Here is a 24,071-nt window from a genome sequence, read left to right on the forward strand (position 1 = left end):
CCAACCATGCTGCAACTCGAAGACGTCCACGTCTCCTACGGCAACATCGCTGCGGTGAAGGGCCTCTCGATGGAGGTCAACGAGCGCGAGATCGTGACCCTGATCGGGGCCAACGGTGCCGGCAAGTCCACGACCCTGCGCACCATCTCGGGCCTGCTGCGTCCCAAGAGGGGGCACATCAGCTTCGAGGGGAAGCGGATCGACGGCGTTCCGGCCGAGAAGATCGTCACCCTCGGGATCGCCCAGTCGCCCGAGGGGCGCCGGATCTTCCCGCGGATGACGGTGGCCGAGAACCTCGACCTCGGTGCCTTCCTGCGTGACGACAAGGCGGAGATCGCCTCCGACATGGAGGCGATGCTCGAGCTCTTCCCTCGCCTGCGCGAGCGGCTCAACCAGAAGGCGGGCACCCTGTCCGGGGGCGAGCAGCAGATGCTCGCCGTCGCTCGGGCGCAGATGACCCGACCGAAGCTGCTGCTCCTCGACGAGCCGTCGATGGGTCTGGCGCCGGTGCTGGTCGACCTGATCTTCGCCACCATCCGGCGGATCCGGGAGTCCGGCACGACGGTGCTCGTGGTGGAGCAGAACGCCCGTGCCGCGCTCAGCATCGCGGACCGCGCGTACGTCCTGGAGTCCGGTCGGCTTAAACTGACCGGCGCGGCCAAGGATCTCCGCAACGATCCGGAGATCACCAAGGCCTACCTGGGAGGGTAAGTACCGATGAATTCCCGCGCGATGCGCTCGGCGGTGACCTTGAGAGAGGCGACCTCGGCGGATGCGGGCTTCCTCGCCGGGATGTGGGCCGACATGATGCGGCGGGGTGAGCGGACCGATCACGTCAGCGACATGGAGGCCGTCCTGGCCGCGATGGCGGGCTCGGACACCAAGCGACTGGTGGTGGCCGAGTACGACGGCCGGGCCGTCGGTGCCGTCCACCTCCAGATCATCACGGTCTCCGCGATCAACCTGACCCCCGCCGTCCTGGTCACCGCGCCGTACGTGATCCCGGGCTTCCGGCGCAAGGGGATCGGGCACGCCCTGGTCGACGCCGGGGTCACCTGGGCGGAGGAGAACGGGATCGGGCACATCTGCGGTGCCGCCACCACCGGCTCCCGCGACGCGAACCGTTGGTTCGCGCGGCTGGGCCTCAGCGGGACGGCGACGTACCGGATCGGGGCGGCGCAGGTCGTCCGCGACCGGCTCACCGAGCAGATCCCGGTCAGCCAGCGGGTTCCGGGCTACCGCCCGCAGCGGGTACTTGCGGCCCGGCGGGTCCGCCGGGCGCAGAACGCCGGCTAGCCCCGGTCGATCAGGGCGCAGGTGATCCGCGAGGTGCAGATCCGCTTGCCCTGCTCGTTGCTGATCACGACCTCGTAGGCGGCCGAGGAACGACCGAGGTGGATCGCGGTCGCGACTCCCGTCACGATCCCCGCGGTGGCCGAACGGTGGTGCGTCGCGTTGATGTCGACCCCGACGGCGATCTTGCCGAGCGTCATCCCGTGCAGGCCGGAGCCGATCGAGCCGAGCGTCTCGGCGAGGACCACCGAGGCGCCGCCGTGCAGCAGGCCGTAGGGCTGGGTGTTGCCCTCGACCGGCATCGTGGCGACGACGCGCTCGGGGGAGATCTCGAGGATCTCCACCCCCATCTTCTCGTTCAGGCGACCGGCGCCCTCGGGGAGAGCGGCGAGGAACTCCTCGATCGAGAGGTTCGCGGTCGGGTGGTCGGCCGAGGGCTGGGTCATGGGCCCATTCTCCTGTCGGCGGTCAACGCTAGGCTTTCGGGGTGTCTGATGTGCGCCCCCGCCTCCTGCTCCTCGACGGCCACTCGCTGGCGTACCGGGCGTTCTTCGCCCTCCCGGTGGAGAACTTCACCACCGCGACCGGTCAGAACACGAACGCGGTCTACGGATTCACCTCGATGCTCACCAACGTGCTGCGCGACGAGAAGCCGACCCACGTCGCCGTCGCCTTCGACGTCTCCCGGCAGACCTTCCGGCTCGCGGAGTACGGCGAGTACAAGGCCAAGCGGAACAAGACCCCCGACGAGTTCAAGTCCCAGCTGCCGCTGATCGAGCGGCTGCTGGAGTCGTGGCGGATCCCGTTCCTCAAGGTCGACGGCTTCGAGGCTGACGACATCATCGCGACCCTCACCACCCAGGCGCTGGACGCCGGCATGGAGGTGCTCGTCCTCACCGGTGACCGGGACAGCCTGCAGCTGGTCACCGAGAACTCCACGGTGCTCTACCCCATGCGCGGTGTCTCCGACCTCGCTCGGATGACTCCGACCGCGGTCGAGGAGAAGTACGGCGTCCCGCCGGCGCGCTACCCCGAGCTGGCCGCCCTCGTCGGCGAGGACAGTGACAACCTCCCCGGTGTCCCCGGGGTGGGTCCCAAGACGGCGGCGAAGTGGATCTCGACCTTCGACGGCCTGGAGAACCTGATCACCCACGTCGACCAGGTCACCGGCAAGGCCGGCGAGTCCCTGCGCGCCCACCTGGGCGACGTGCTGCGCAACCGTCGGCTCAACGCGCTGGTCCGCGACCTGCCGCTCGCGCTCGGCCCGACCGAGATGGCGCGGACCGAGTGGGACCGGGCCGGTGCCCTGGAGTTCCTCGACGAGATGGAGTTCCGCGGCGAGCTCCGCACCCGGATCCTCGACGTCGTCGGTGGCGGAAGTGCGGAGGAGCCCGCCGGTGCCGCGGAAGGGTTCGAGGTCAACGGCGCCACCCTGGCCGCCGGCGAGGTCGGTGGCTTCCTCGCCGATCTCGGCACCGCTCCGGTCGCGCTGCACCTGCGTGGCGCCTGGGGTGCCGGCACCGGGTCGGTCGAGGGGATCGCGCTCGCGTCGGCCGAGACGGCCGGATACCTGCCGCTCGCCGACCTCGGTGCGGAGGACCTCGAGGCCCTCGGCGCGTGGCTCGCCGACGCCACCCGGCCCAAGGTGCTGCACGACGCCAAGGGCCCGCTGCTGGCGCTGTGGGGCCAGGGGGAGTGGCCGCTCGCCGGGCTGCAGACCGACACCGCGCTGGCGGCGTACCTGGTGGCCCCGGACCAGCGTTCCTACGACCTCGGCGACCTCAGCCTGCGCTACCTCAAGCGGGAGCTGCGCCGCGACGAGACCCCCGACCAGGGGGCCCTCTTCGACGAGCCGGGCACGGACGAGGCGCAGGCGGCGATGGTGCACGCCCGCGCCGTCCTCGATCTGGCCGACGCGTTGGCCGGTGAGGTCGAGCGAGCCGGCGGCACCGCGCTGCTGACCGACATCGAGCAGCCGTTGCTCCACCTGCTGGCGCAGGTCGAGCGCACCGGCATCGCGGTCGACGCCGACTACCTCGAGGAGCTCCAGACGCACTTCGCGGGCGAGGTCCGGACCGCCGCCGAGGCGGCGTACGACGTGATCGGCAAGGAGATCAACCTCGGTTCGCCCAAGCAGCTGCAGGTGGTCCTCTTCGACGAGCTCGACATGCCCAAGACCAAGAAGACCAAGACCGGGTACACCACCGACGCCGACGCGTTGCAGTGGCTCTACGAGGCCACCGAGCACCCGTTCATGCTGCACCTGCTGCGCCACCGCGAGGCCGGCAAGCTCCGGGTCACCATCGAGGGACTGCTCAAGACGGTGCAGCCGGACGGTCGGATCCACACCACCTTCAACCAGACGATCGCCGCGACCGGGCGGCTGTCCAGCACCGAGCCCAACCTGCAGAACATCCCGGTGCGGACCGAGGAGGGCCGGCGGATCCGGGCCGGCTTCGTCGTGGGTTCAGCGGCCGGTGAGGACTTCGAGTCCTTGATGACCGCCGACTACAGCCAGATCGAGATGCGGATCATGGCCCACCTCTCGGGTGACGAGCAGCTGATCGAGGCGTTCCGCTCCGGTCAGGACTTCCACACCATCACCGCCCGCCGGGTCTTCGGCGTCCCGGACGACGTCGAGGTCTCCACGGAGCAGCGGGCGAAGATCAAGGCGATGAACTACGGCCTGGCCTACGGCCTGTCGGCGTTCGGGCTCTCCCAGCAGCTGGGGATCGAGCCGTCCGAGGCCCGCGGGCTGATGGACGACTACTTCCTCACCTTCGGTGGGGTGCGCGACTACCTCGCCTCCGTGGTCGACGAGGCCCGACGTTCCGGCTTCACCGAGACGATCATGGGGCGCCGTCGCTACCTGCCCGAGCTGACCAGCGACAACCGTCAGCGCCGCGAGATGGCCGAGCGGATGGCGCTCAACGCGCCGATCCAGGGCTCGGCCGCTGACCTGATCAAGGTCGCGATGCTCCGCACCCAGGCGGCCATCGAGGCCGAGGGGCTGCGTTCGCGACTGCTGCTCCAGGTCCACGACGAGCTCGTCCTCGAGGTCGCCGCGGGGGAGCGGGAGCAGCTCGAGCAGCTGGTCCGCCGGGAGATGGGCGGTGCGGCCGACCTACGCGTCCCGCTCGACGTCAGCGTCGGCACCGGCCGCAGCTGGCACGACGCCGCCCACTGAGTCGTCGGGGTCCTCCATCGTCCGGTCGCCGCGCATCGTCCACAGGCTGAAGCCGAACAACAGGCCGAACAGCACGGCATCGGTGACGGTCATCAGGGTGAGCAGCTGCGACATCGTCGACACTCCCCACCAGCCGACCACCACGACGAAGACCACCGCGCCCCACAGCAGCCACGACGACCGACGGCTCTGCCGGGCCAGGACCGAGTAGACCAGCAGCTGCAGGGCCGCCAGGAACGTGCCGAGCAGGGCGAACTGCCACAGGTAGGGCTTGATCGCCTCGTAGGCGGACCCGCCGACGAAGATCATCGCCAGGTCGTCCAGGACGATCGCGCCCAGGACGCAGCCGACGCCGACCACGCCGATCATGGCCAGGGAACGCAGCATCACCGTGCGGCGCTGGCGAGGCGTCGACATCGCGGGGAAGGCGATGATCGAGACGAACTGCGGTAGGAACAGCACCGCCTTGGTCAGGATCAGACCACCGGCGTACAGGCCGGACTCGTGCGGCGTCAGGATGTGGCGCGACATCACGATGTCGACGTTGCACAGGGCGAAGAAGGCCAGCAGGGCGAACGAGGCGTGGGCGACCTCGACCGTCAGCGTGCGGAGCGCGACCGGGCGGCCGGTGCGACGCGCGCGGGCCTCGCTGCCCCGGGTGAGGTACCACCAGCCGACCACGCAGGGGGCGATCCAGCCCAGCGCGACCGCGGCCATCGCTGCGCCCTCGGTCGGCCGGATGCTCAGCGCGACGGCGCCGATCACGAGCCGGGGGACGCCGGCGGCCAGGTAGACGGCCGCGAGGGCTCGCCACCGGCGCTCACCCTGCAGCACTCCGGCCTGGGCACCCATCATGTTCATCGGGAACGTGCCGACGGCGAGAAGGATCGCCGGGATCACGCTCTGCAGCTGGAGCAGGTGCTCGATCAGCGGCGAGGCGGCCAGCAGCACCAGCGCCAGGGCCAGCGAGCTGCGCCACCCCAGCGTCAGGATCCCGTGCTCGACGTCGCCGACACCCTCGGGGGAGGCGGCGATCCGGCGTGCGGCGGTGGTCTGCAGCCCGAGCGCCAGCACCGAGCAGACGAACTGGATCGCCAGCAGACTGGCGATGCTGCCGTAAGCGGTCGGGCCGACCAGACGGGCGGCGACCATCTGGAACCCGTAGGTCGACAGGTTCATCACGACCACGGCGACGGCGATGATGCCGCCGCTCTCCATCAGGCGCCGCAACCGGCTCGGCTCGACTCGGGTGATCGTCACGGTGGACGAGCCTATGACACAGCTCACCCCGGGCGACGCCGCCCACTCCAAGCCGCGCTCTGGCTACAGTGCGCTGCGTGGAGGCATCGAGCGGACCGGTCGGGCGCAGCGCGTTCCGCGACTGGCGTGCCTGGGCCCCGACGCTCTGGAGCGCCGCCCTCGCCGTGCTGATGCTCGGCCCCGCGCTCGGCCCCGGCTACCTGCTGGTTCGCGACATGGTGTGGGTCCCCGACCTCACTCTGGGGCGCGCCGACGTGCTGGGCTGGGGGAGCGCGCTGCCCCGCGCGGTGCCGTCGGACGCCGTCGTCGCGGCGCTCGACGAGGTGCTCGGCGGGCACTGGCTGGCGATCCTCGTCCTGCTCGCCGCCCTGATCGGTGCCGGTGCCGGTGCGGCCGCCCTGGTCGGAGGTCGACTCAGCGGGCGGCTGGTCGCCGCGAGCGTGGCGGTCTGGAGCCCGTTCGTGGCGGAACGCCTGGGAATCGGCCACTGGCCGATCCTGCTCGGCTACGCCGCGGTCCCGTGGCTGGCGCTGGCCGGACGCCGGCTCGGCGCCGGCCGCCGCTGGGAGTGGTGGGTCGTCCCGGTCCTGGCCGCGGGAAGCCTGAGCGCGAACGCCGGCATCGTCAGCGCCCTGACCCTGCTGGTCACGGTGGCGGCAGCCCGCCCGTCGGTACGGCGCCTCGCGACCGTGGTCGCGGTCGTCCTCGCCCTGAACGCGCCGTGGATCGTGGCCGGACTGGCCCACGGTGTCGCGGCGACGGACCGATCCGGTTTCGAGCTCTTCCGCACCGGGGGTGACGCGCTCCCGGCGCCGCTGTCGGTGCTCACCCTCGGTGGGATCTGGAACACCACCGTGGTGCCCGACTCCCGGGAGACCCTGGCCGCCTGGTGCGGCCTCGCCTTCCTGATCCTGCTCACCGTGCTCGGGGCCCGCCGGTGGGCCGAGAGCCTCGGCCGGCGGCAGATGATCGCCCACCTGCTGCTCTGGGACGTGGGCATCGGGCTGGCGATCCTCAGCGCTGCGGCTCCGCAGGCGCTCGCCGCGATCGCCGAGGTGGTCCCGGGCGTCGGTCTCTTCCGCGACGGCAGCCGGTCGTTGGCCCTGGCGTTGCCGCTCCTCGTCGGCCTCGCCGCCCGTGGCAGCGAGCGGCTGCTCGACGTCCTGCCTCGTCCGGCACGGCTGCCCTCGCTGGTCGCGCTGGTCCTGGTGCCGGTCGCGTTGATGCCCGATGCGGCCTGGGGGCTGGGACGACAGTTGGAGCCGGTGCCCTACCCCGCCTCCTGGTTGGCGGCACGGGCCGTGGTCGGGACCGACCACGGCGACGCGATCGTGCTGCCGGCCGCGAACTACCGGGCCCCGTCGTGGAACGGCTTCAGGCCCGTGATCGACCCGATGGGTCGACTGCTCCGCGTCCCCACGGTGATCGACGACGACCTGATCGTCGACGACCTCGTCGTGCCCGGGGAGGACCCGAGAGTGCGGTCGACCCGGGCGGCGCTCGCGCTACCGACGCCGGCGGCGCGGGCTGCGGCGTTGCGTGCGGAGGGGATCGGTTGGGTCGTCGTCGAGGCGGAGGCGCTGGGCGGTACCCGCGCCGTCGAGGTGGCGGGGACCGTGGTCCTCACCCAGGAGTCCATCACCGTCACTCGCTTGGACGGCACGGTCGTGGTGGCCGAGGTCTCGGCCCTGCGCCGAGTCGCCCAGGGCGCTGCCTGGATCGCGGCGCTGCTGGCGCTGCTGGCCGGTCCATCGACCTGGGTCTACCGCAGGATCCGCGGGCGCGCTCCGACGAAGTTGTGACGATAGCCACACAACGCCTTCGCGCTGCTAGGCTGGTAGGGATATTGGGAGGGAGAACCCTGTGTTTGGTTTCAGTTTCTTTGCAACGGCTGCCAGCGTGATCGCTGGTGGCGCCATTGCCACGGCTACGGTCGTCGGCGTGGTGAACAACTCGGTGGAGACGCCCGGAGCCAACGTGGGCAACGTTTCTCAGGCGACGACGCCCGTCTACGGTTCCACCCGCTGAGAGTTCCGCAACGGCACTCAACAGCAGAAGTCCTCGCCCTTCGGGGCGGGGACTTCTGTCATTTCGGACTCGGTGGAGTCAGCGGAGCTGGTTGCTCAGCACCGTCGTGAACGCGGCGACGGAGCGTCCCCAGGTGTACTCGCCGGCATGGGCCACGGCGCCCTGGGAGAGCTCCTTGCGCTCGACGTCGTCGGTCAGCACCAGACGGAGGTAGTCGACGAACTCGGCGTAGTCCTCGGCGAGCAGGCCGGAGACGCCGTGCGCCACCGACTCCTGGGTGCCGCCGGCGGCGCGGAAGGCCACCGTCGGGGTGCCGAACCGGGCGGCCTCGGAGACCACCAGTCCCCACCCCTCCTTGAGGGACGGCAGCGCCATCACCCAGGAACGCTCGTAGATCGAGGCGCGCACGTCGTCCTCGACGAAGCCGGTGAACTCGACCGCGTGCGAGGCGCTGCTGCGGGCGGCGTAGGCGTCGAGCTCCTTGTCCCACCACCCCGACCCGACCACGGTCAGCCGCAGGTCAGGCATGTCGGGGAGCAGCTCGGCGACGGCGTCGATCGCGAGCTCGACCCGCTTGTGCGGGACGAGTCGTCCGACCACGCAGATGCTCGGGTGCGCGGACAGCTCCGGCGGCGTCTCGACGGCGGAGTCGGTGCCGTTGTGCACCACGTCGATCCGCTCACCCTCGATCCCCAGGGCGACCAGCTCGACCTTCGTCGCCTCGGAGACGGTCACGTAGTGGCAGTGCCGGTAGAGCCGCGGCGCGAACCAGGACTCGATCCACCAGCCGATCTGCCCCATCCGTCCCGGGTACACGACCGGCCACTGCTCGCGGTGCAGGTGGTGCACGAGGACCACCACCGGCTTGCGGGTGACCATGCGGGTGAAGAACGGCAGACCGTTCTGCACGTCGACCACGATGTCGAACCTGCCGATCCCGCCGGGCAGTCGAGCCGTCAGCAGGGAGAGCATGGCGAACAGGTAGACGGAGAACTTGGCCCCGCGGCGGCGGTAGGTGATCCCGTCGACCACCTCGCGCTCGGGGGCGCCCTCATAGGCGGCGGTCACGATGGTGACCCGCGCTCCCTCGTCGCGCAGCCCTTCGGCGATGCGCGTCAGATAGAGCTCGGCGCCACCACCTTCAGGGTTGCCCGAATCCCGCCACGACGTCATCACGACATGCCGGCCTGAAATGCCTGACATGGTCGTCCCTCCCCAGAGACCCATTACCACAGCGTACGGGACGATGTGAGTTGTCGCACATACGCGGAGCCGCCCGGGCGTCGGGTATGGTGCGCCGGTGCACGACGAGACCCCGGGCCGCTTCCGGCTCCGGTTGATCGCCGGCGTCGCCCTCCTGGTGGGCATCGCCTTCATCCAGGTGCCCGGATTCATGGTGGCCGACACCAAGTTCGACCTGGCCGTGACCCCCGCCGAGTTCCTCGCCCGTGCTCTGCACCTGTGGGATCCGACGGCGTCGTTCGGCCAGGTCCAGGACCAGTCCTACGGCTACCTCTGGCCGACCGGACCGTTCTTCGTCCTCGGCAACGTGCTCGGCATCCCGGCCTGGATCATCCAACGACTCTGGTTCGGGCTGGTGCTGTCGGCCGCGTTCGTCGGCACCGCCAAGGTGGCTCGTGCCCTCGGGGTGCGCAGCGACCTCGCCGTCATCGTGGCCGGGTTCGCCTACGCCCTCTCGCCCGCGCTGCTGACCAAGATCGGCCCGATCTCCAGCGAGGCCTGGACGATCGCGATGGCGCCGTGGGTGCTGCTTCCGCTGGTGCTCGGTTCCCGCGAAGGGACCTCGCCGCGACGGGCCGGGATCCTCGCCGGCGTTGCCGTCTCGATGGCCGGCGGGATCAACGCCGTCGCGACCGCCGCCGTGCTGCCGCTCGGCGTGGTCTGGCTCCTGACCCGCACCGGCGGCCGTCGACGCTGGTCGCTGTTCGGGTGGTGGGTGTTGGCGACGGTGCTCGGCACGCTCTGGTGGGCCGGCCCGCTGCTCCTGCTGGGTGCGTACTCACCGCCGTTCCTCGACTTCATCGAGAGTGCCGACACCACCACGTTCGCCAACAACGCCGCCGACGCACTGCGGGGCACCACGCACTGGGTGCCCTACCTCGACGGCAGCTGGCAGGCGGGACGCGAGCTGCTCACGACCGGCTTCCTCGCCCTCGACTTCGCCGTGGTGATCGGGCTCGGTCTGATCGGCATCGCCCACCGGGGCCAGCCGCACCGCGTCTTCCTGATCAGCAGCGTCCTGGTGGGCCTCGTGCTCACCTCGCTGGGGCACCAGGGGGCCGTGAGCGGGTGGTTCGCCGGATCGATCAACGACTCGCTCGACGCCGCACTGGCTCCGATCCGCAACCTGCACAAGTTCGATCCGATCATCCGGCTGCCGCTGATCATCGGCTTCGCCTGGGCGGTCGACGTCGCCGTCCACGCCCGGCACCGGGTCGAGGCCCGGTTCGGGAGCAGGACCGTGCAGTGGCGACCGGGCGCCGCCATCGCAGGACTGGCCTGCCTCGTGGTCTTCGCCGGGGCCCTGCCTGCCTGGGCGGGCCGGATGACCCCCACCTCGCCGGTGCTCTCCACCCCCGGGTACTGGTCGCAGGCCGTCGACTGGGTCGACCGGCAGGACCGCGGTGTCGCCCTGCTCCTTCCCGGCTCCTCCTTCGGTCACTACCTGTGGGGCTCGCCCGACGACGAGCCGATGCAGTACCTCGACGCCGACTCCTGGGCCGTCCGTGGTGCCGTCCCGCTGGCTCCGGCCGGCAACATCCGAATGCTGAACGCGATCGAGGACCGGCTCGCCCAGGGTGAGCCCTCGGCCGGGCTGGCGCGCTACCTGCGTCGCGCGGGCGTCGGCCTGCTCGTGGTGCGCAACGACCTCGCCCTGTCCGTCGAGGCTCCCGCCGACGCCCTCGTCCGACAGGCCCTCACCGGCTCGCCCGGCCTGAGGCTGGTGCAGAGCTTCGGGCCCGACGTCGGCGGTGACCCGGTGCTCGCCACCGACCAGGGCCGGCTGCTCCCCGACGGCGGATGGCAGCGGCACCGGCCCGCGCTGGAGATCTACGCCGTCGACGGCGCCGACGCTTCCCGGTCGGTCTCCACCGCCGCTGCGCCCGTCGTGGTCGGAGGTCCCGAGGACCTGCTCGACCTCACCGACGCCGGCCTGATCGGCGACCAGCCGACGGTGCTCGCCAGCGACCTCGACTCCGGCGCGAACAGCAAGCAGGCGGCGAAGATCCCGACCGGCCCCGTCCTCCTGACCGACGGCATGCTGGACCGGGAGCAGACCTTCGGCCGCGTCCACGACGCAGCCTCGGCGGTGCGCTCGCCCGGCGACGTACGCCGGACCGGGAACCGGGTCCAGGGGTACGAGATCACCGACGACCGGTGGCGTACGACGACCCGACTGACGGGGGCGGAGTCGGTGACCGCCTCGTCGTCGATGTCGGACGCCAACGCGTTCGGCGGTGCCGTCCCGGGCGACCTGCCGTTGGCCGCCCTCGACGGTGACCCGGCCACGGCCTGGGTCTCCGGGGTCGGCGCCGGAGGCGCACCGTGGTGGCGGCTCGAGCTCGGCCGGAAGATCCCCGCGAGCACCGTCAAGGTCACGGTGAGCGACCGCACCGCCCTGCCCGCGACCGCGGTCCAGGTCCGCGTCCGCACCGCCGGAGGGACCGGACCCTGGGTGGCGGTGACGCCCGGGGCGAGCACCACCCTCGAGCTGCCCGACGGCACCACCGACTGGCTCCGGGTCGAGGGCCTCGACGGGGAGCAGATCGCGCTCGCCGAGGTCGCCGTCGACGGAGTCGCCGTACGCCGCCAGCTGGTGCTGCCCACCCTGGACGACCAGCTCCCGCCGGACGCGATCCTGCTCCGCGCACTGACGGACGCGCGCGCCGGCTGCGTCGACATCCGGGACTCGGTCTCCTGTCTCGCCGAGCGGGCGCGTCCCGCCGAGGAGCCCGCCGGGTTCGAACGGGTGCTCACCCTGCCGACCGCGTCGACCTGGCAGGGCGACCTGCTGGTCCGAGCGCGCCCGGGCGCGGCCATCGACGCGTTGCTGACGCAGGACTACCTGACCGGTGCGACCGCCTCGTCGGCCGGTGTCCCGGACACGCGTGCCTCGGTGATCGCCGCGCTCGACGGCCAGAACGGGACCACCTGGATCGCCGACGCCGAGGACACCGCGCCCTCGATCGAGATGCACTGGCTCGAGGCCCGCCCGATCACGGCGGTCACGGCGAAGGTCGTCGCCACGGCGCCGGCCAGCGCACCGACCGAGCTCACGCTGACCTGGCCCGGAGGGAGCAGGATCGTCCGGCTCGACGCCTCCGGATTCGTGAAGCTGACCACCCCGATCGTCACCGACCAGCTGCTGATCACCGTCTCGGAGGCGCGGACCGCGATGTGGTCCGACGAGGCCGGGACGTGGCACGACCTCCCGATCGGGATCAGCCGGCTCCGCCTCCGCGGGCTCCCCGGACGGCTGCTCGCCCCGTCCACGCAGGTCCGGGACTGGGGCTGCGGCTCCGGGCCGACGGTCAGCGTCGGCAGCCGACGGGTCCAGACCCGCCTCGTCGCCGCTCCGGCCGACCTGGCGGCGATGAAGGCCGTGCCCGCCACCCTGTGCGGTCCCGTCGACCTCCACCCGGGGACCCAGACCGTGGCCGTGGACGCGACCGACGCCCTCACCCCCGTTCGACTGCTGCTGCAGCGCAGCGACTCCGCGATCGCGGCGAGCTCAGCCGGCACCATCACCCGGACCGACCCCGACAAGGTGACCCGGACGCTCAGCGACTTCGGTTCCGGCGTCGCGATCGCCGACCAGCGGGAGAACACCAACGCCGGCTGGCGGGCCACGCAGGCGGGCGCCGCTGCCACCCCGGTCACGTTGGACGGGTGGCGCCAGGGCTGGCTGAGCGAGGGCGAGGACCCGATCACCGTCCGGTACGCGCCCGACCCGACGTACCGCCTGGTCCTGCTCGGTGGCCTGATCGGGCTCGGCCTGGTCTGGTTGGCCGCGCTGCGTCGCCGCTGGGGCGGTGAGTCGATGGCCGGGTTGTCCGAACGCCCGAGCCGGGTGGCGTTGATCGGGGCAGCGCTGCTCGCCGCCGGCCTGATGACCGGCTGGCTGGGGGTGGCCCTGGTCGCCGTGACCATGGGCGGCACGGCCCTGATGGCCCGCTACCGGGCCGACGAGCCGGCGTTCGCTGCGATCACCGCGCTGATCGGTGCCGTCGGACTCGGCTACGCCCTGCGGCCGTGGTTGTCGGTCAACGGCTGGGCCGGCGACTGGGGGTGGCCGTCCTACCTGACGGTGGCCGCGCTCGGGGTGACCGTCGGCGCGGTCCTCTGGCGGCGACCCAAGCGGGTGAAGGGGCGCTCGACCGCGTAGTAGAGGACCTCGGAGACGAGGATCGAGACCACCAGGGTGAGCGCGAACAACGGCACGAAGTTCCCGCCGAACAGCGGGTAGTCGAAGACGTGGGCGATCACCTGGATCACGGCCATGTGGGTCAGGAACACGCTGTAGGAGATGTGTCCGACGTGCCGTCCGACCGGGTGCGCGAGCATCCGGATCCAGGCCGACTCACCCGAGTCGTTGAACGCCGCCGGGATGATCAGCAGCACGCCGACGGCGAGGAACAGCACGTGGCGCGTGATCTCCTCGTCGCGGGTCATCGGCTCCAGCAGCCACGGACCCGCCACCGGCGTGCTGGAGATCAGCAGGAACACCAGCGCCAGCACCCCGCACACGCCGGGGCTGGCGGCCAGGGAGCGCACCAGGGCGGTGGTGCGGGGGAAGACCTCGGGGGCGGTGTGCAGCACGGCCAGCCCGATCCCCGCGGCGAACCAGGACAGGTACGCCGGCAACCACTCGTACACCGGGACACCGTCCAGCGACAGCTGACCGCCGATGAACCCGAGCCACGCCACGGTGAGCACCGCACAGCCCGCCAGCACCGCGACGATCCGGGTGGGGGAGAAGCTCCGGGACAGACCCAGCAACAGCCACATCAGCAGCGGCAGGACGGCGTAGAACGCCACCTCGGTGCTCAGGCTCCAGGTCTGGGTGAATCCCTCGGGCAGACCGTTGGTGGTGTACGGGTCGACCATCAGCAACGTCGAGATCCAGCCCTCGGGCCACCGAGCCCGGTTCTCGGCGGTGGCCGAGAGCACGATCAGCGCGACGACGAGGTAGGCGGGGTAGATCCGCCAGAAACGCTTGCGGTAGTACTCCCGCGCCGAGGGGGCCGGCTGGTCGGCGGAGGCTCGGACCAGCCACTCACGGGAGAGCAGGAATCCGGAGAGCACGAAGAAGATCGCCACGCCGACGCTGAGGCGGCTGGCGAGGAAGCCGAGCACCCCGGTGCTGGTGTAGATGCCGGCGTGGAACCCGACGTGGGTACCCATCACGGCGAGCACTCCGAGGAAGCGCATCGTGTCGAGCGCGGGGATGGTGCTCGGGCGGGCGAGTCGACCACTCACGGCGGTCGGCGTGCTGGTCATTGGTCCTCCAGGGCTGCGACGTCACCGACGGTGATGGCGTCGATGCATACGACATTGTCCGCCGTCCCGGTCGCGGTGACACCAGCGAAGGCTCCGCTTCCGTCGAAGACGTAGGTGTGGGCGCCCTCGAGCACGGGCATCTCGACGTGGTCGTCGCCGATCGTCAGCGAGACCGTGCCGTCGGCCTTCGCGAGGTAGCGGACGACGGCGTGCCAGAAGAAGTCCTGCGGCGAGCCCGTGGTGTCGATGGCCAGCTCGGTGCCGCTCACCGGGTGCCCGCAGCCGGCCACCGGCCCCGGGGTGCTCGCGGCGCCGTCGGCGGCGGTGATCAGGGTGCCGGGACGGCCGTCCTCACGCAGGACCTGCAGGTCGGTGCCGGCGGTCAGCACCTGCGCCCGTTCGCCCAGCGGCCGCAGGAACTCCCCAGGCAGGTTGTATGGGTGGTCCACCGCTGGGAACACCGATTCCGGGGCGGCGATGTCGAGCAGCCGCAGCGGACTCCGTTCGGCGGCACTGATGGCGTGGGCCATGTAGCTCCGTTGGGGGAACTCGTGCCAGCCGACGACGTACGTCGCGTTCGACCAGGCACAGCCGGCCGCGGCGAGGAGGGCGACACCCGTCAGCGCGATTCGGCCGCCTCGCGTCCGGGGGAGCGGCGGGCCTTGGCTGGCACCGAGCGGCTGGCGGGTCGCGCCGATCAGCGGGAGGACGAGCAGCCCGGCCGCCAGGGTGAAGACCGGCGCAGCGTCGGCGAGGTAGCGCAGCTCCACGCCGACGAACCCACCGAGCATGCCGCGGCCGCGTGCGGTGAGGTAGTAGGTGACGGCGACGTAGGGCAGCACGACCGCGATCGCCCAGAGCGTCGCGCGACGGCGCACCCGCAGCCAGACCACCACGCCGATGATCAGGACCCAGCACAGCGCCGACACCACCGGTGGCGTGCCGACCTGGCCGGCGGGGTCGACCGCCCACGTCCAGTGCCACGGACCACCGAGCAGCACCGCGGACAGGGACCGGCCGAACATCGCCTCGGCGAGATCGACCCAGTGGATGTCGCCCGAGCTCAGCGGGTTCGGCACGTGCCGGACGTAGAGGATCCCGAAGGCCACCGTGAGTGCGGCATAGGCCAGTGCCGCCCGACCGTGCAGCCGGGCAGCGCGGCGCAGCCACCCCTTCCCGGTCGGGACGAACCAGACCAGCGTCAGCACGGCCAGCGGCAGGACGAAGAGGGCCGCCTTCACGTAGAAGCACTCACCGATGACGATCGCGAGCATCGCGGCCGCCAGCCACCGCACCCGGCCGGTGCGCAGGTAGCGCACGTGCAGTGCCACGCAGGCGAAGAACGCCGCATGGGTCGGGACCTGGTTCAGCCCCGCCGCCCACCACATGAAGGCGGTCAGCGTCATCGTGCAGAACAGATAGAAGCCGAGCAGCACGATGCTCGACCAACGTCGCCCGAAGAGGCTGAGCAGCATCCACAGGCAGGCGACGTCGGCGACCAGCTGGAAGAGCGTCATCGACACCGCGGCCGCCGCCCACTGGTAGGTCCCGGCGTGCGCCACCAGCCAGGCGTCCAGCAGTCCGCCCGGCATGAACTGGCTGTCGTGCGGCTCCCAGAGCAACGCGAACGAGAGCGGTCGATCGGTGAAGTCGGCGAGGAAGTGCAGGTCGTCGGTGTAGAACCAACCGTTCAGCGACGCCCAGCCGCGGAAGAGGAGGTGCGCGACGATGAGACCGACCCCCGTCAGCAGCACCAGCTGGCCCTTGTCGAGGGTCTCCACAGTGGTGGAACGCGGTTCGGACACGCGCGAACTATGGCATGCGGATTCCGTCGTGATCGCATCGGAATGTGATGTGATGCACAATGAACGGGGAACTGCTGCTACGGTTCCTGCGTTTCATGGAGCCTTGGGAGGGGTGAAGTAATGCGTGCTATTTGGGGACGCCTGGCGCTGTTGCTGGGTGCGTTCACGCTTGTTGCTAGTGGAGTCGTGGTCTTCTGGGGGAGCGATGCAGCGCATCGGATCCCGATCGGTGTGGACAACTTCACCTATCTGACCGGCACCGGCTCGGGCCTGCTGGCCAAGTCGGACACGGCCGTCGACGTCACCAACGCGACGCTGACCCGGGCCGACCCGGAGGCCTCGACCAACGACGTCGTCGCGATGTCGCAGTTCGGCTGCGTCGCCACCGGGACCGAGTTCTGCCTCGACAAGAAGGGGAACGTCATCTTCCCTGAGGGTGACGAGCGGATCGTCAGCATCAGCGACGAGAAGTACGCCCTGGACCGCTCCACCGGATACCCGGTCGAGGACCAGGCGAAGTACATCAAGGACCCGGACGCGATCCAGCCCTACGAGGGCCTGGTGACCAAGTTCCCCTTCGACACCCAGAAGAAGGACTACCAGTACTGGGACGGCACGCTGCAGACCACGGTCACCGCCACGTACGTCGCCACGAAGGAGATCCAGGGCGTCGAGACCTACCAGTTCGACGTCGACGTCCCGAAGACGACGGCTGAGATCTCCGAGGGGACGCAGGGCACCTACGAGAGCCACCAGACTCTCTGGGTGGAGCCCAAGACCGGCGCCTACATCGACCAGTCGGTCAAGCAGGCCGTCGGCCTGCCGGACGGCACCGTCGTCTTCGACGCCGACCTGCGTTACACCGCTGACACGGTCACCGCGAACGCCGATGACGCCAAGGGCAACATCCGTCTGCTCTGGATCCTCGACGTCTTCATGAAGTGGATCGCGCCGGTCATCGGGATCGTGCTGATCGTCGTGGGCATCGTGGTCCTGCGCAAGCCGCGCAAGCAGGACACCAGCGACAACGAGCGCGAGCTCACGACCGTCTGATCAGACGCTAGGACCTTGCGAGGTCCGCACCGAAGATGGCCGTGCCCGGGGCGATGACGCCCCGGGCACGGCTCCATCCGCCCCAGATGCGTTCGTGTCCTTCGGGCCACTCCGGCTCGAGCAGATCGGTGATCCGGAAGCCGGTGCCGGCCAGGAGGCCGACCCAGTCGCCCAGGGTGCGGTGGTGCTCCACGTAGGACGGTTCGCTCGTCTCCACGTCCACCTCGACGTAGGGCGTGCGGTCCCAGTAGGACTGGCTCGCCGTCAGCCCCTCGACGCCGGGGTCGTCGGGGAACATCCACCGCGTCGGGTGGGTGATCGAGAAGGCGAAGCGGCCCCCGGGGCGCAGGACCCGGGCGACGTCACGGACGGTCTCCTCGATGTCGGCGACGAACTGCAGGGCGCCGAACGAGCAGAACACGACGTCGAACGACGCCGACCGGAACGGGAGTGCCGTGGCGGTGCCACGCACCGACGGCACCCGGATCCCGGTGGCAGCGTCCAGGCGGCGCGAGTGCTGCAGCTGGCGGTGGGAGAGATCGAGCCCCACCGGGTGGCCGCCCTGGGTCGCGACCCATCGGGAACACTGGCCGGCTCCGGAGCCCAGCTCGAGCACGGTTCGTCCGTCGAGCGAGCCGAGGATCCCGGCCTCGGCCTCGGTGAACCCTTCCGGCCCCCAGACGAAACCGACGTCACCCAGGAACGGGCCGTGGGTGGCCTGGTACTCGTCGGCGTACCGGTCCCAGTCGGCCCCGTTGGCCCGGCGAGACGCTGCTTCGTCGATCGTCCGTCGTTCGGAGTAGACGATCGGTCCCTCGGGCTCGCTCATGGGTTCAGGCTAGTCAGCCGGAGATGCAACAGGCGCGGACCCCATCACTGGGATCCGCGCCTGCCCCGCCCCGCCAAGGTGCGGTCTAGGTGCGCTCAGGCCTTCCGGGTGGCCTTCGCGCTGCGCAGCGGGTTGGTGCCGCGACGGATCTCGGTCCCGTCGCTCACACCCCCGCGGTCGGTGTCCCAGTTGAGTGCGTTGGTGTTGTAACGCAGCTCCTCCTGGCCGTCCTTGAGGCCGTCCTTGTCGGTGTCGGCCACGAGCGGGTTGCTCGGCCGTGCCTTGAACCGGTTGGACGAGCCGATGACCTCGGCGCGGTCGCTGAGCCCGTCGGCGTCGGTGTCGCGGCTGCGCGGGTTGGTCTTGACCACCCAGACCACCTTCTTCCCGTCCTTCGCCTTCGTCCCCTTGAGCCGCAGCTTGGAGACGATCCGGAACCCCTTGACCTCGGAGCCGTCGGTGAGACCGTCGGCGTCGGTGTCGCGACGGATCGGCGAGGTCAGGTACGTCTTGACCTCGGCGCCGTCCTTCAGGCTGTCGCCGTCGGTGTCGGAGGCGACCGGGTTGGAGTGGTGGGTGTTCACCTCAGCACCGTCGGTGAGGCCGTCGGCGTCACTGTCGGGGTTGAGCGGGTCGGTCCGGTGGGTGAGGAGCTCGGCACCGTCCTTGAGGCCGTCGCCGTCGGTGTCGGCCTTGGCCGGGTCCGTCCCGACGGTCGCCTCGGTGGCGTTGGAGAGTCCGTCGCCGTCGGGGTCCTGGTTGGGAGCCGGAACGTCGTCGGAGCCGAGCAGCGGGTTGGTGTGGGTCTTCTTGACCTCGTCACCGTCGCTGACCGTGCCGCCGTCGGTGTCCTTCACCTTCGGACTCGTGTTGTAGGTGGTGACCTCTTCGAAGTCGGTCAGGCCGTCGTTGTCGGTGTCCGGCTTGGTCTTGTCGGTGCCGAGCTGGGCCTCGGTCTTGTCGCTGAGACCGTCCTTGTCCGTGTCGACCACGTTGGCGTCGTCGGTCGGGTCGAGCGGGTTGGTCCCGTTCGCGACCTCCTTGCCGTCGTCGACCCCGCCGTTGTCGGAGTCCTTCTTGGTCGGGTCGGTCCTGGTGATGGTCACCTCGTAGGTGTCGGTCAGGCCGTCACCGTCGGTGTCGACCGGGCCGGTCGGGGGCGTCCCGGGGGAGTTCTTGTCCAGCGGGTCGGTCGGCGGGACCGCGTCGACCTCGGCCTTGTTGCTCAGGCCGTCCTTGTCGAAGTCGTCGTCGCCGTCCGAACCGTTCAGGTTGTCCTGGTCGTTGTCGGTCGGGTCGAGGTGCCAACGCACCTCCTTGCCGTCGTCCATCCCGTCGCCGTCGGAGTCGACCTCGTGCGGGTCGGTGCCGATCGCGAACTCGGTGTTGTCGGGCAGGCCGTCGCCGTCGGTGTCCTTCTTGGTCGGGTCGGTGGCCGGCTTGCCGTTGATCTCGGCCAGGTTGCCCAAGGTGTCGCCGTCGAAGTCCTCGTCACCGTCGGCGATGCCGTCGGCGTCGGTGTCCTTCTTGGTCGGGTCGGTCCCGAGCGACTTCTCGATCTTGTCCGAGAGGCCGTCGCCGTCGGTGTCGGCCTTGGTCGGGTCGGTCGGCGGCTGGCCCTGGATCTCGGCGTTGTTGGGCACGCCGTCACCGTCGAAGTCGTGGTCGTCGTCGGCCTTGTTGGTCCGGTCGGTGCCGAGCTTGATCTCCCACCAGTCGGGCGTGCCGCCGCCGTCGGTGTCGAGGGTCAGGCCGGGGTCGAGGGGGTTCGTCGGGTCGGTGCCGGCGACGACCTCCTGCTTGTCGCTGAGCCCGTCGCCGTCGGTGTCCGACTTCTTCGGGTCGGTCGGGGGAACGCGGGTGATCTCGGCGAGGTTGGTGAGCCCGTCGCCGTCGTAGTCCTCGGCGCCGTCGGCGAGCTTGTCCCCGTCGGTGTCGGGGTCGTAGGGCTTCAGGCCCAGGCTGGTCTCGACGGCGGTCGGCAGGCCGTCACCGTCGGGGTCGGTGGTGCAGTTGATCCCGCCGGCGGCCACGGTGGCCTCGGACTGCAGCCGGACGAGGTCGGTCTCGAGGACGGTGACGCCACCGGCGACGGCCGGGGCCAGGCTGATCTTCACGTGCAGCAGCGAGACGTCGGCGGCGGCGTGGGTGCCGTCGGCCTTGACCGTCTTGTTGTCGTCGCCGAGCTGGCCGAGGCTCAGCTCGACGCCGACCAGGGAGCTCAGACCGGGGATGTTCGCCAGGCTGAACGAGCTGTTGGTGGCGTTGAGGGTCTGGGCGGGGGCGCCAGCCACCTGGACGGTGAGGACCGGCGAGGTGTAGGTCACCGAGGCGCCGCCGGGCTTGCCGGTGGCGGTGGCGACGAGCTGGGGCTGCTTCGAGACGCTGATCTTGATCGCGCCGCCGAGCAGCTCCAGGCCGGCGACGGTGCCCTTGGTGGTGGCGACCAGCTTGCGGTCGTCATCGGCCGTGGTGGTGTCCTCGACCTGGGTGATCGTCTCGTCCACGTGGGCGGTGCCGTTGAGGGAGAGGAGCGACGGGAGGGCCGGGGCGCCCGGGATCGGGAGCGTGCCACCGAGGACGGTCAGGCCGGCCACCTCGGCACTCGACGTGGTCGGCACCAAGGAGGTCGGGGCGCAGGCGGCCTTGGCGTTCCACTCGGCGTGGGCCATCGTGTCGATCAACTTGACCGACGCCACCGGGGAGAGCGCGGTGAGGTCGACGGAGGTGCCGTAGTTGGGCAGCGCGTCGCCGGGCTCGGGCGCGGTCTGCAGGGCGTAGGCGGGGGCGCCGCCGACCTTGAGCGAGACCGAGGCGCCGTACGCCTTGGACTTCACGATGTTGCCCTTGCTGTCCTTGGCGCCGTTGCTGTCCACGGTTCCCTTGGCCTGCCCGACGGCGGCGTCGAGCAGGGAGAGCGGACCGAAGGCGAGCGCCTTGAGTTGGAGGACGTCGGCCTGGGCGAGCGCCGTGTGGGTCGACGTCGCGGGGGGAGCGGGGGTCGGCGTGACCGGCGTGACGGCGGCCTCGGCGAGACCTGGCGTGATGATGCTCGAGAGCGCGAAGGCGCTCAAGCCGACCGCAGCAGCGATCGAGGGGCGAAGTGACATGAATGCTCCTGGCGGGGCTGTGCCGGGCTCGGGGTGCCGGCGCTTGTCATCCCCAACGATGGGGATACCCCGGGGTTACGTCGGTCACTCCCGGTTGGACTCTCGCGGTGGGGGCGACGTACTCTTGACTGTCCTGCTTCTTCGGAGGCTCACCCAACACTCAAGGTTCCTACTACTCCATGACGACTCTTTCTGTTCTTCCGGACTACGACGCCCCCCAGGTGGCGATCAACGACATCGGGTCCGAGGACGACTTCCTCGCGGCAATCGACGCGACGATCAAGTACTTCAACGACGGCGATCTGGTCTCCGGGACCATCGTCAAGGTCGACCGGGACGAGGTCCTCCTCGACATCGGTTACAAGACCGAGGGTGTCATCCCCTCCCGCGAGCTCTCCATCAAGCACGACGTCGACCCCAACGAGGTCGTTTCCGTGGGCGACGAGGTCGAGGCCCTGGTCCTCCAGAAGGAGGACAAGGAAGGTCGCCTGATCCTGTCCAAGAAGCGCGCTCAGTACGAGCGTGCCTGGGGCACCATCGAGAAGGTCAAGGAAGAGGACGGCGTCGTCGAGGGCACCGTCATCGAGGTCGTCAAGGGCGGTCTCATCATCGACATCGGCCTGCGCGGCTTCCTGCCCGCCTCGCTGGTGGAGATGCGTCGCGTCCGCGACCTGCAGCCCTACGTCGGTCAGACGCTCGAGGCCAAGATCATCGAGCTCGACAAGAACCGCAACAACGTGGTCCTGTCGCGCCGTGCCTGGCTCGAGCAGACCCAGTCCGAGGTTCGCCACGGCTTCCTGACCCAGCTCCAGAAGGGCCAGATCCGCAAGGGTGTCGTGTCCTCGATCGTCAACTTCGGTGCGTTCGTGGACCTGGGTGGCGTCGACGGTCTCGTCCACGTCTCCGAGCTCTCCTGGAAGCACATCGACCACCCGTCCGAGGTCGTCGCCGTCGGTGACGAGGTCACCGTCGAGGTTCTTGACGTCGACATGGACCGCGAGCGCGTGTCCCTGTCGCTCAAGGCGACGCAGGAGGACCCGTGGCAGCACTTCGCCCGGACCCACCAGATCGGCCAGATCGTTCCCGGTAAGGTCACCAAGCTCGTCCCGTTCGGTGCGTTCGTGCGCGTCGAGGAGGGCATCGAGGGCCTGGTCCACATCTCCGAGCTGGCCGAGCGCCACGTGGAGATCCCGGAGCAGGTCGTCCAGGTCAACGACGACGCGATGGTCAAGATCATCGACATCGACCTCGAGCGTCGCCGGATCTCGCTGTCCCTCAAGCAGGCCAACGAGACGGCCACCGCGAGCGACATCGAAGAGTTCGACCCGACCCTCTACGGTATGGCCGCGACCTACGACGACCAGGGCAACTACATCTACCCCGAGGGCTTCGACCCGGAGACCGGCGAGTGGCTCGAGGGCTTCGAGACCCAGAAGGCCGCGTGGGAGGAGCAGTACGCTCAGGCTCACGCTCGCTGGGAGGCTCACGTCAAGCAGCAGGCCGACGCCAAGGCTGCCGACGCCGAGGCTGCCGAGGGTACGTCGTACAGCAGCGAGACCACCGAGACCGCGGGTTCGCTCGCGAGCGACGAGGCTCTCCAGGCCCTGCGCGAGAAGCTGACCGGCAACTGAGCTAGTCAGACCTGAACAACAGATCAGCCCCGGCCTCGGCCGGGGCTGATCTGCATTTCTGTGCTGGACGCAGGGGAGAGGCTGGTGTCTGTCTCAACGGAAGAGGCCCCAGGTGGAGCTGTCGGGCTGGTGCGCTGCGGGGCGCGGGCCGTTGCCGTGCAACGGGCGGTTCAGGTGGTGGATCACGCGGTCGACGATGTTCATGGCAGTAAGTCTCGTCACCGCAAGATCCTGCCGCCATTGGCAGGATAGCCATTGTTCGATGAATTCCTGCCACCTACAGTGGTGCCATGCTCACCAACGTCGCCACGCTCGTCTACGACGGCCTGAACCCGTTCGAGTTCGGGGTCGCGTGCGAGGCCTTCGGGCTCGATCGCAGCGACGACGGCATCCCGGTCCTCGACTTCGCCGTCTGTGCTCCGAGGGTCGGCCCGGTGACGACCTCGATGGGATTCACGGTCGGTGCGACCCATGACCTCGGTCGGCTGCGCGAGGCCGACCTGGTGGTCGTGCCGGCACTGAGCTACGGCCGTCACGGCGACCCGCTGCCGCCGGGAGTGGCCGACGCGCTGCAGGAGGCGCACCAGCGTGGCGCCCGGCTGATGACGCTTTGCTCTGGCGCCTTCACGCTCGGTGAGGCGGGCCTGCTCGAGGGGATCGAGTGCACCACGCACTGGAAGCACACCGACGAGCTGCAGCGTCGGTTCCCGGAGGCGACGGTGGTGCCGGAGGTGCTCTACGTCGATGCCGGACAGATCGTCACCAGTGCCGGGACCGCGGCCGGGCTGGACGCGAGCCTGCACATCTGGCGTCAGGAGTACGGCGCCGCCGTTGCTGCTCAGATCGCCCGGCGGATGGTGATTCCGCCGCAGCGTGACGGGGGACAGGCGCAGTTCATCTCCCGACCCGTGGTGGAGACGGCCACCGAGTCCTTCGGTCCGCTGCTTGCCTGGATCGCGGAGAACCTCCACGACGAGCTCGACGTGCCGGGCCTGGCGAAGCGGGCGCTGATGTCGCCGCGCACCTTCGCCCGGCGGTTCCGGGCCGAGACCGGGGCGACGCCGCACGCGTGGATCACGCGGCAGCGCCTCCTGCGGGCCGAGCAGATGTTGGAGACCACCGACGTGCCGATCGAGCGGATCGCCGGCGAGGTCGGGTTCGGGAACTCAGCCACCTTGCGGCACCACTTCCTCCGGGCGCGCGGGCTGAGTCCGGCGGCCTACCGGAAGCGCTTCGCCTGTGCCGACCTGACGTCGGTGACGGGGGAGCTGGGTCGAACGGCCTAGGTGCCGGCACTCTTCGGACCATTTGTTGCACCTGGAGTCGATTCTCCTGCGACTGATCGTATATTCC

The 24,071-nt window shown here is 70.2% G+C and carries 16 protein-coding genes; 9 read left to right on the forward strand and 7 right to left on the reverse strand.

The window, feature by feature from the left end; translation table 11 throughout:
• Positions 1-6 precede the first annotated feature (6 nt).
• Positions 7-711 carry an ABC transporter ATP-binding protein gene (locus tag ACZ5J1_RS04940; RefSeq protein WP_464563069.1) on the forward strand — a complete coding sequence of 235 codons (705 nt, stop codon included), beginning with the start codon at positions 7-9 and terminating at the stop codon, positions 709-711.
• 6 nt (positions 712-717) lie between these two features.
• A complete protein-coding gene (locus ACZ5J1_RS04945; RefSeq protein WP_464563070.1) occupies positions 718-1,296 on the forward strand; it encodes a GNAT family N-acetyltransferase in 579 nt (192 codons plus the stop codon).
• On the opposite strand, the gene ACZ5J1_RS04950 is transcribed toward ACZ5J1_RS04945, so the two are convergent.
• A complete protein-coding gene (locus ACZ5J1_RS04950) occupies positions 1,293-1,739 on the reverse strand; it encodes a hotdog fold thioesterase (RefSeq protein WP_464563071.1) in 447 nt (148 codons plus the stop codon). The two genes, ACZ5J1_RS04945 and ACZ5J1_RS04950, sit on opposite strands and share 4 nt — an antisense overlap.
• A 41-nt stretch (positions 1,740-1,780) precedes the next feature.
• On the opposite strand from ACZ5J1_RS04950, the gene polA reads away from it, so the two are divergent.
• Complete coding sequence (gene polA, locus ACZ5J1_RS04955; protein ID WP_464563073.1) at positions 1,781-4,480, forward strand: DNA polymerase I; 2,700 nt, start codon at positions 1,781-1,783, stop codon at positions 4,478-4,480.
• Here the strand turns inward: polA and ACZ5J1_RS04960 are convergent.
• Positions 4,418-5,740, reverse strand: coding sequence for a lipopolysaccharide biosynthesis protein (locus ACZ5J1_RS04960; RefSeq protein WP_464563074.1), 1,323 nt, complete (start codon positions 5,738-5,740; stop codon positions 4,418-4,420). The two genes, polA and ACZ5J1_RS04960, sit on opposite strands and share 63 nt — an antisense overlap.
• Before the next feature lie 77 nt (positions 5,741-5,817).
• Between ACZ5J1_RS04960 and ACZ5J1_RS04965 the strand changes: the two genes are divergently transcribed.
• Positions 5,818-7,542: an MmpA family trehalose lipid delivery protein gene (locus ACZ5J1_RS04965; RefSeq protein WP_464563076.1), complete on the forward strand. Its 1,725-nt coding sequence runs from the start codon at positions 5,818-5,820 to the stop codon at positions 7,540-7,542.
• Between the two features lie 61 nt (positions 7,543-7,603).
• Positions 7,604-7,768, forward strand: coding sequence for a hypothetical protein (locus ACZ5J1_RS04970; protein ID WP_464563078.1), 165 nt, complete (start codon positions 7,604-7,606; stop codon positions 7,766-7,768).
• Between the two features lie 78 nt (positions 7,769-7,846).
• Here the strand turns inward: ACZ5J1_RS04970 and ACZ5J1_RS04975 are convergent, their stop codons facing one another.
• On the reverse strand, positions 7,847-8,971 hold the full coding sequence (locus ACZ5J1_RS04975) for a glycosyltransferase family 4 protein (protein WP_464563079.1): 1,125 nt from the start codon (positions 8,969-8,971) through the stop codon (positions 7,847-7,849).
• Positions 8,972-9,068: 97 nt separating this feature from the next.
• Between ACZ5J1_RS04975 and ACZ5J1_RS04980 the strand changes: the two genes are divergently transcribed.
• Positions 9,069-13,175, forward strand: coding sequence for an alpha-(1->3)-arabinofuranosyltransferase domain-containing protein (locus tag ACZ5J1_RS04980; protein ID WP_464563081.1), 4,107 nt, complete (start codon positions 9,069-9,071; stop codon positions 13,173-13,175).
• On the opposite strand, the gene ACZ5J1_RS04985 is transcribed toward ACZ5J1_RS04980, so the two are convergent.
• Both ACZ5J1_RS04985 and ACZ5J1_RS04990 read right to left on the reverse strand, forming a co-directional pair.
• Positions 13,088-14,290 carry an acyltransferase family protein gene (locus ACZ5J1_RS04985; protein ID WP_464563083.1) on the reverse strand — a complete coding sequence of 401 codons (1,203 nt, stop codon included), beginning with the start codon at positions 14,288-14,290 and terminating at the stop codon, positions 13,088-13,090. The two genes, ACZ5J1_RS04980 and ACZ5J1_RS04985, sit on opposite strands and share 88 nt — an antisense overlap.
• A complete protein-coding gene (locus tag ACZ5J1_RS04990) occupies positions 14,287-16,095 on the reverse strand; it encodes a hypothetical protein (protein WP_464563085.1) in 1,809 nt (602 codons plus the stop codon). Before ACZ5J1_RS04990 ends, ACZ5J1_RS04985 begins: the two co-directional genes overlap by 4 nt.
• A gap of 120 nt (positions 16,096-16,215) precedes the next feature.
• Here ACZ5J1_RS04990 and ACZ5J1_RS04995 point away from each other — a divergent pair, with 120 nt between their 5' ends.
• On the forward strand, positions 16,216-17,148 hold the full coding sequence (locus ACZ5J1_RS04995) for a porin PorA family protein (RefSeq protein WP_464563087.1): 933 nt from the start codon (positions 16,216-16,218) through the stop codon (positions 17,146-17,148).
• 7 nt (positions 17,149-17,155) lie between these two features.
• Here ACZ5J1_RS04995 and ACZ5J1_RS05000 read toward each other — a convergent pair whose 3' ends face one another.
• Positions 17,156-17,977 carry a class I SAM-dependent methyltransferase gene (locus ACZ5J1_RS05000; protein WP_464563089.1) on the reverse strand — a complete coding sequence of 274 codons (822 nt, stop codon included), beginning with the start codon at positions 17,975-17,977 and terminating at the stop codon, positions 17,156-17,158.
• Positions 17,978-18,072: 95 nt separating this feature from the next.
• On the reverse strand, positions 18,073-21,087 hold the full coding sequence (locus ACZ5J1_RS05005; protein ID WP_464563091.1) for a hypothetical protein: 3,015 nt from the start codon (positions 21,085-21,087) through the stop codon (positions 18,073-18,075).
• 179 nt (positions 21,088-21,266) lie between these two features.
• On the opposite strand from ACZ5J1_RS05005, the gene rpsA reads away from it, so the two are divergent.
• Both rpsA and ACZ5J1_RS05015 read left to right on the forward strand, forming a co-directional pair.
• Positions 21,267-22,718: a 30S ribosomal protein S1 gene (gene rpsA / locus ACZ5J1_RS05010; RefSeq protein ID WP_464563093.1), complete on the forward strand. Its 1,452-nt coding sequence runs from the start codon at positions 21,267-21,269 to the stop codon at positions 22,716-22,718.
• 290 nt (positions 22,719-23,008) lie between these two features.
• Positions 23,009-24,004, forward strand: a complete 996-nt coding sequence (locus ACZ5J1_RS05015) for a helix-turn-helix domain-containing protein (RefSeq protein ID WP_464563095.1) — start codon at positions 23,009-23,011, stop codon at positions 24,002-24,004.
• Positions 24,005-24,071: the final 67 nt, after the last annotated feature.

The organism is Nocardioides sp. JCM 18999 (genome assembly GCF_055391175.1).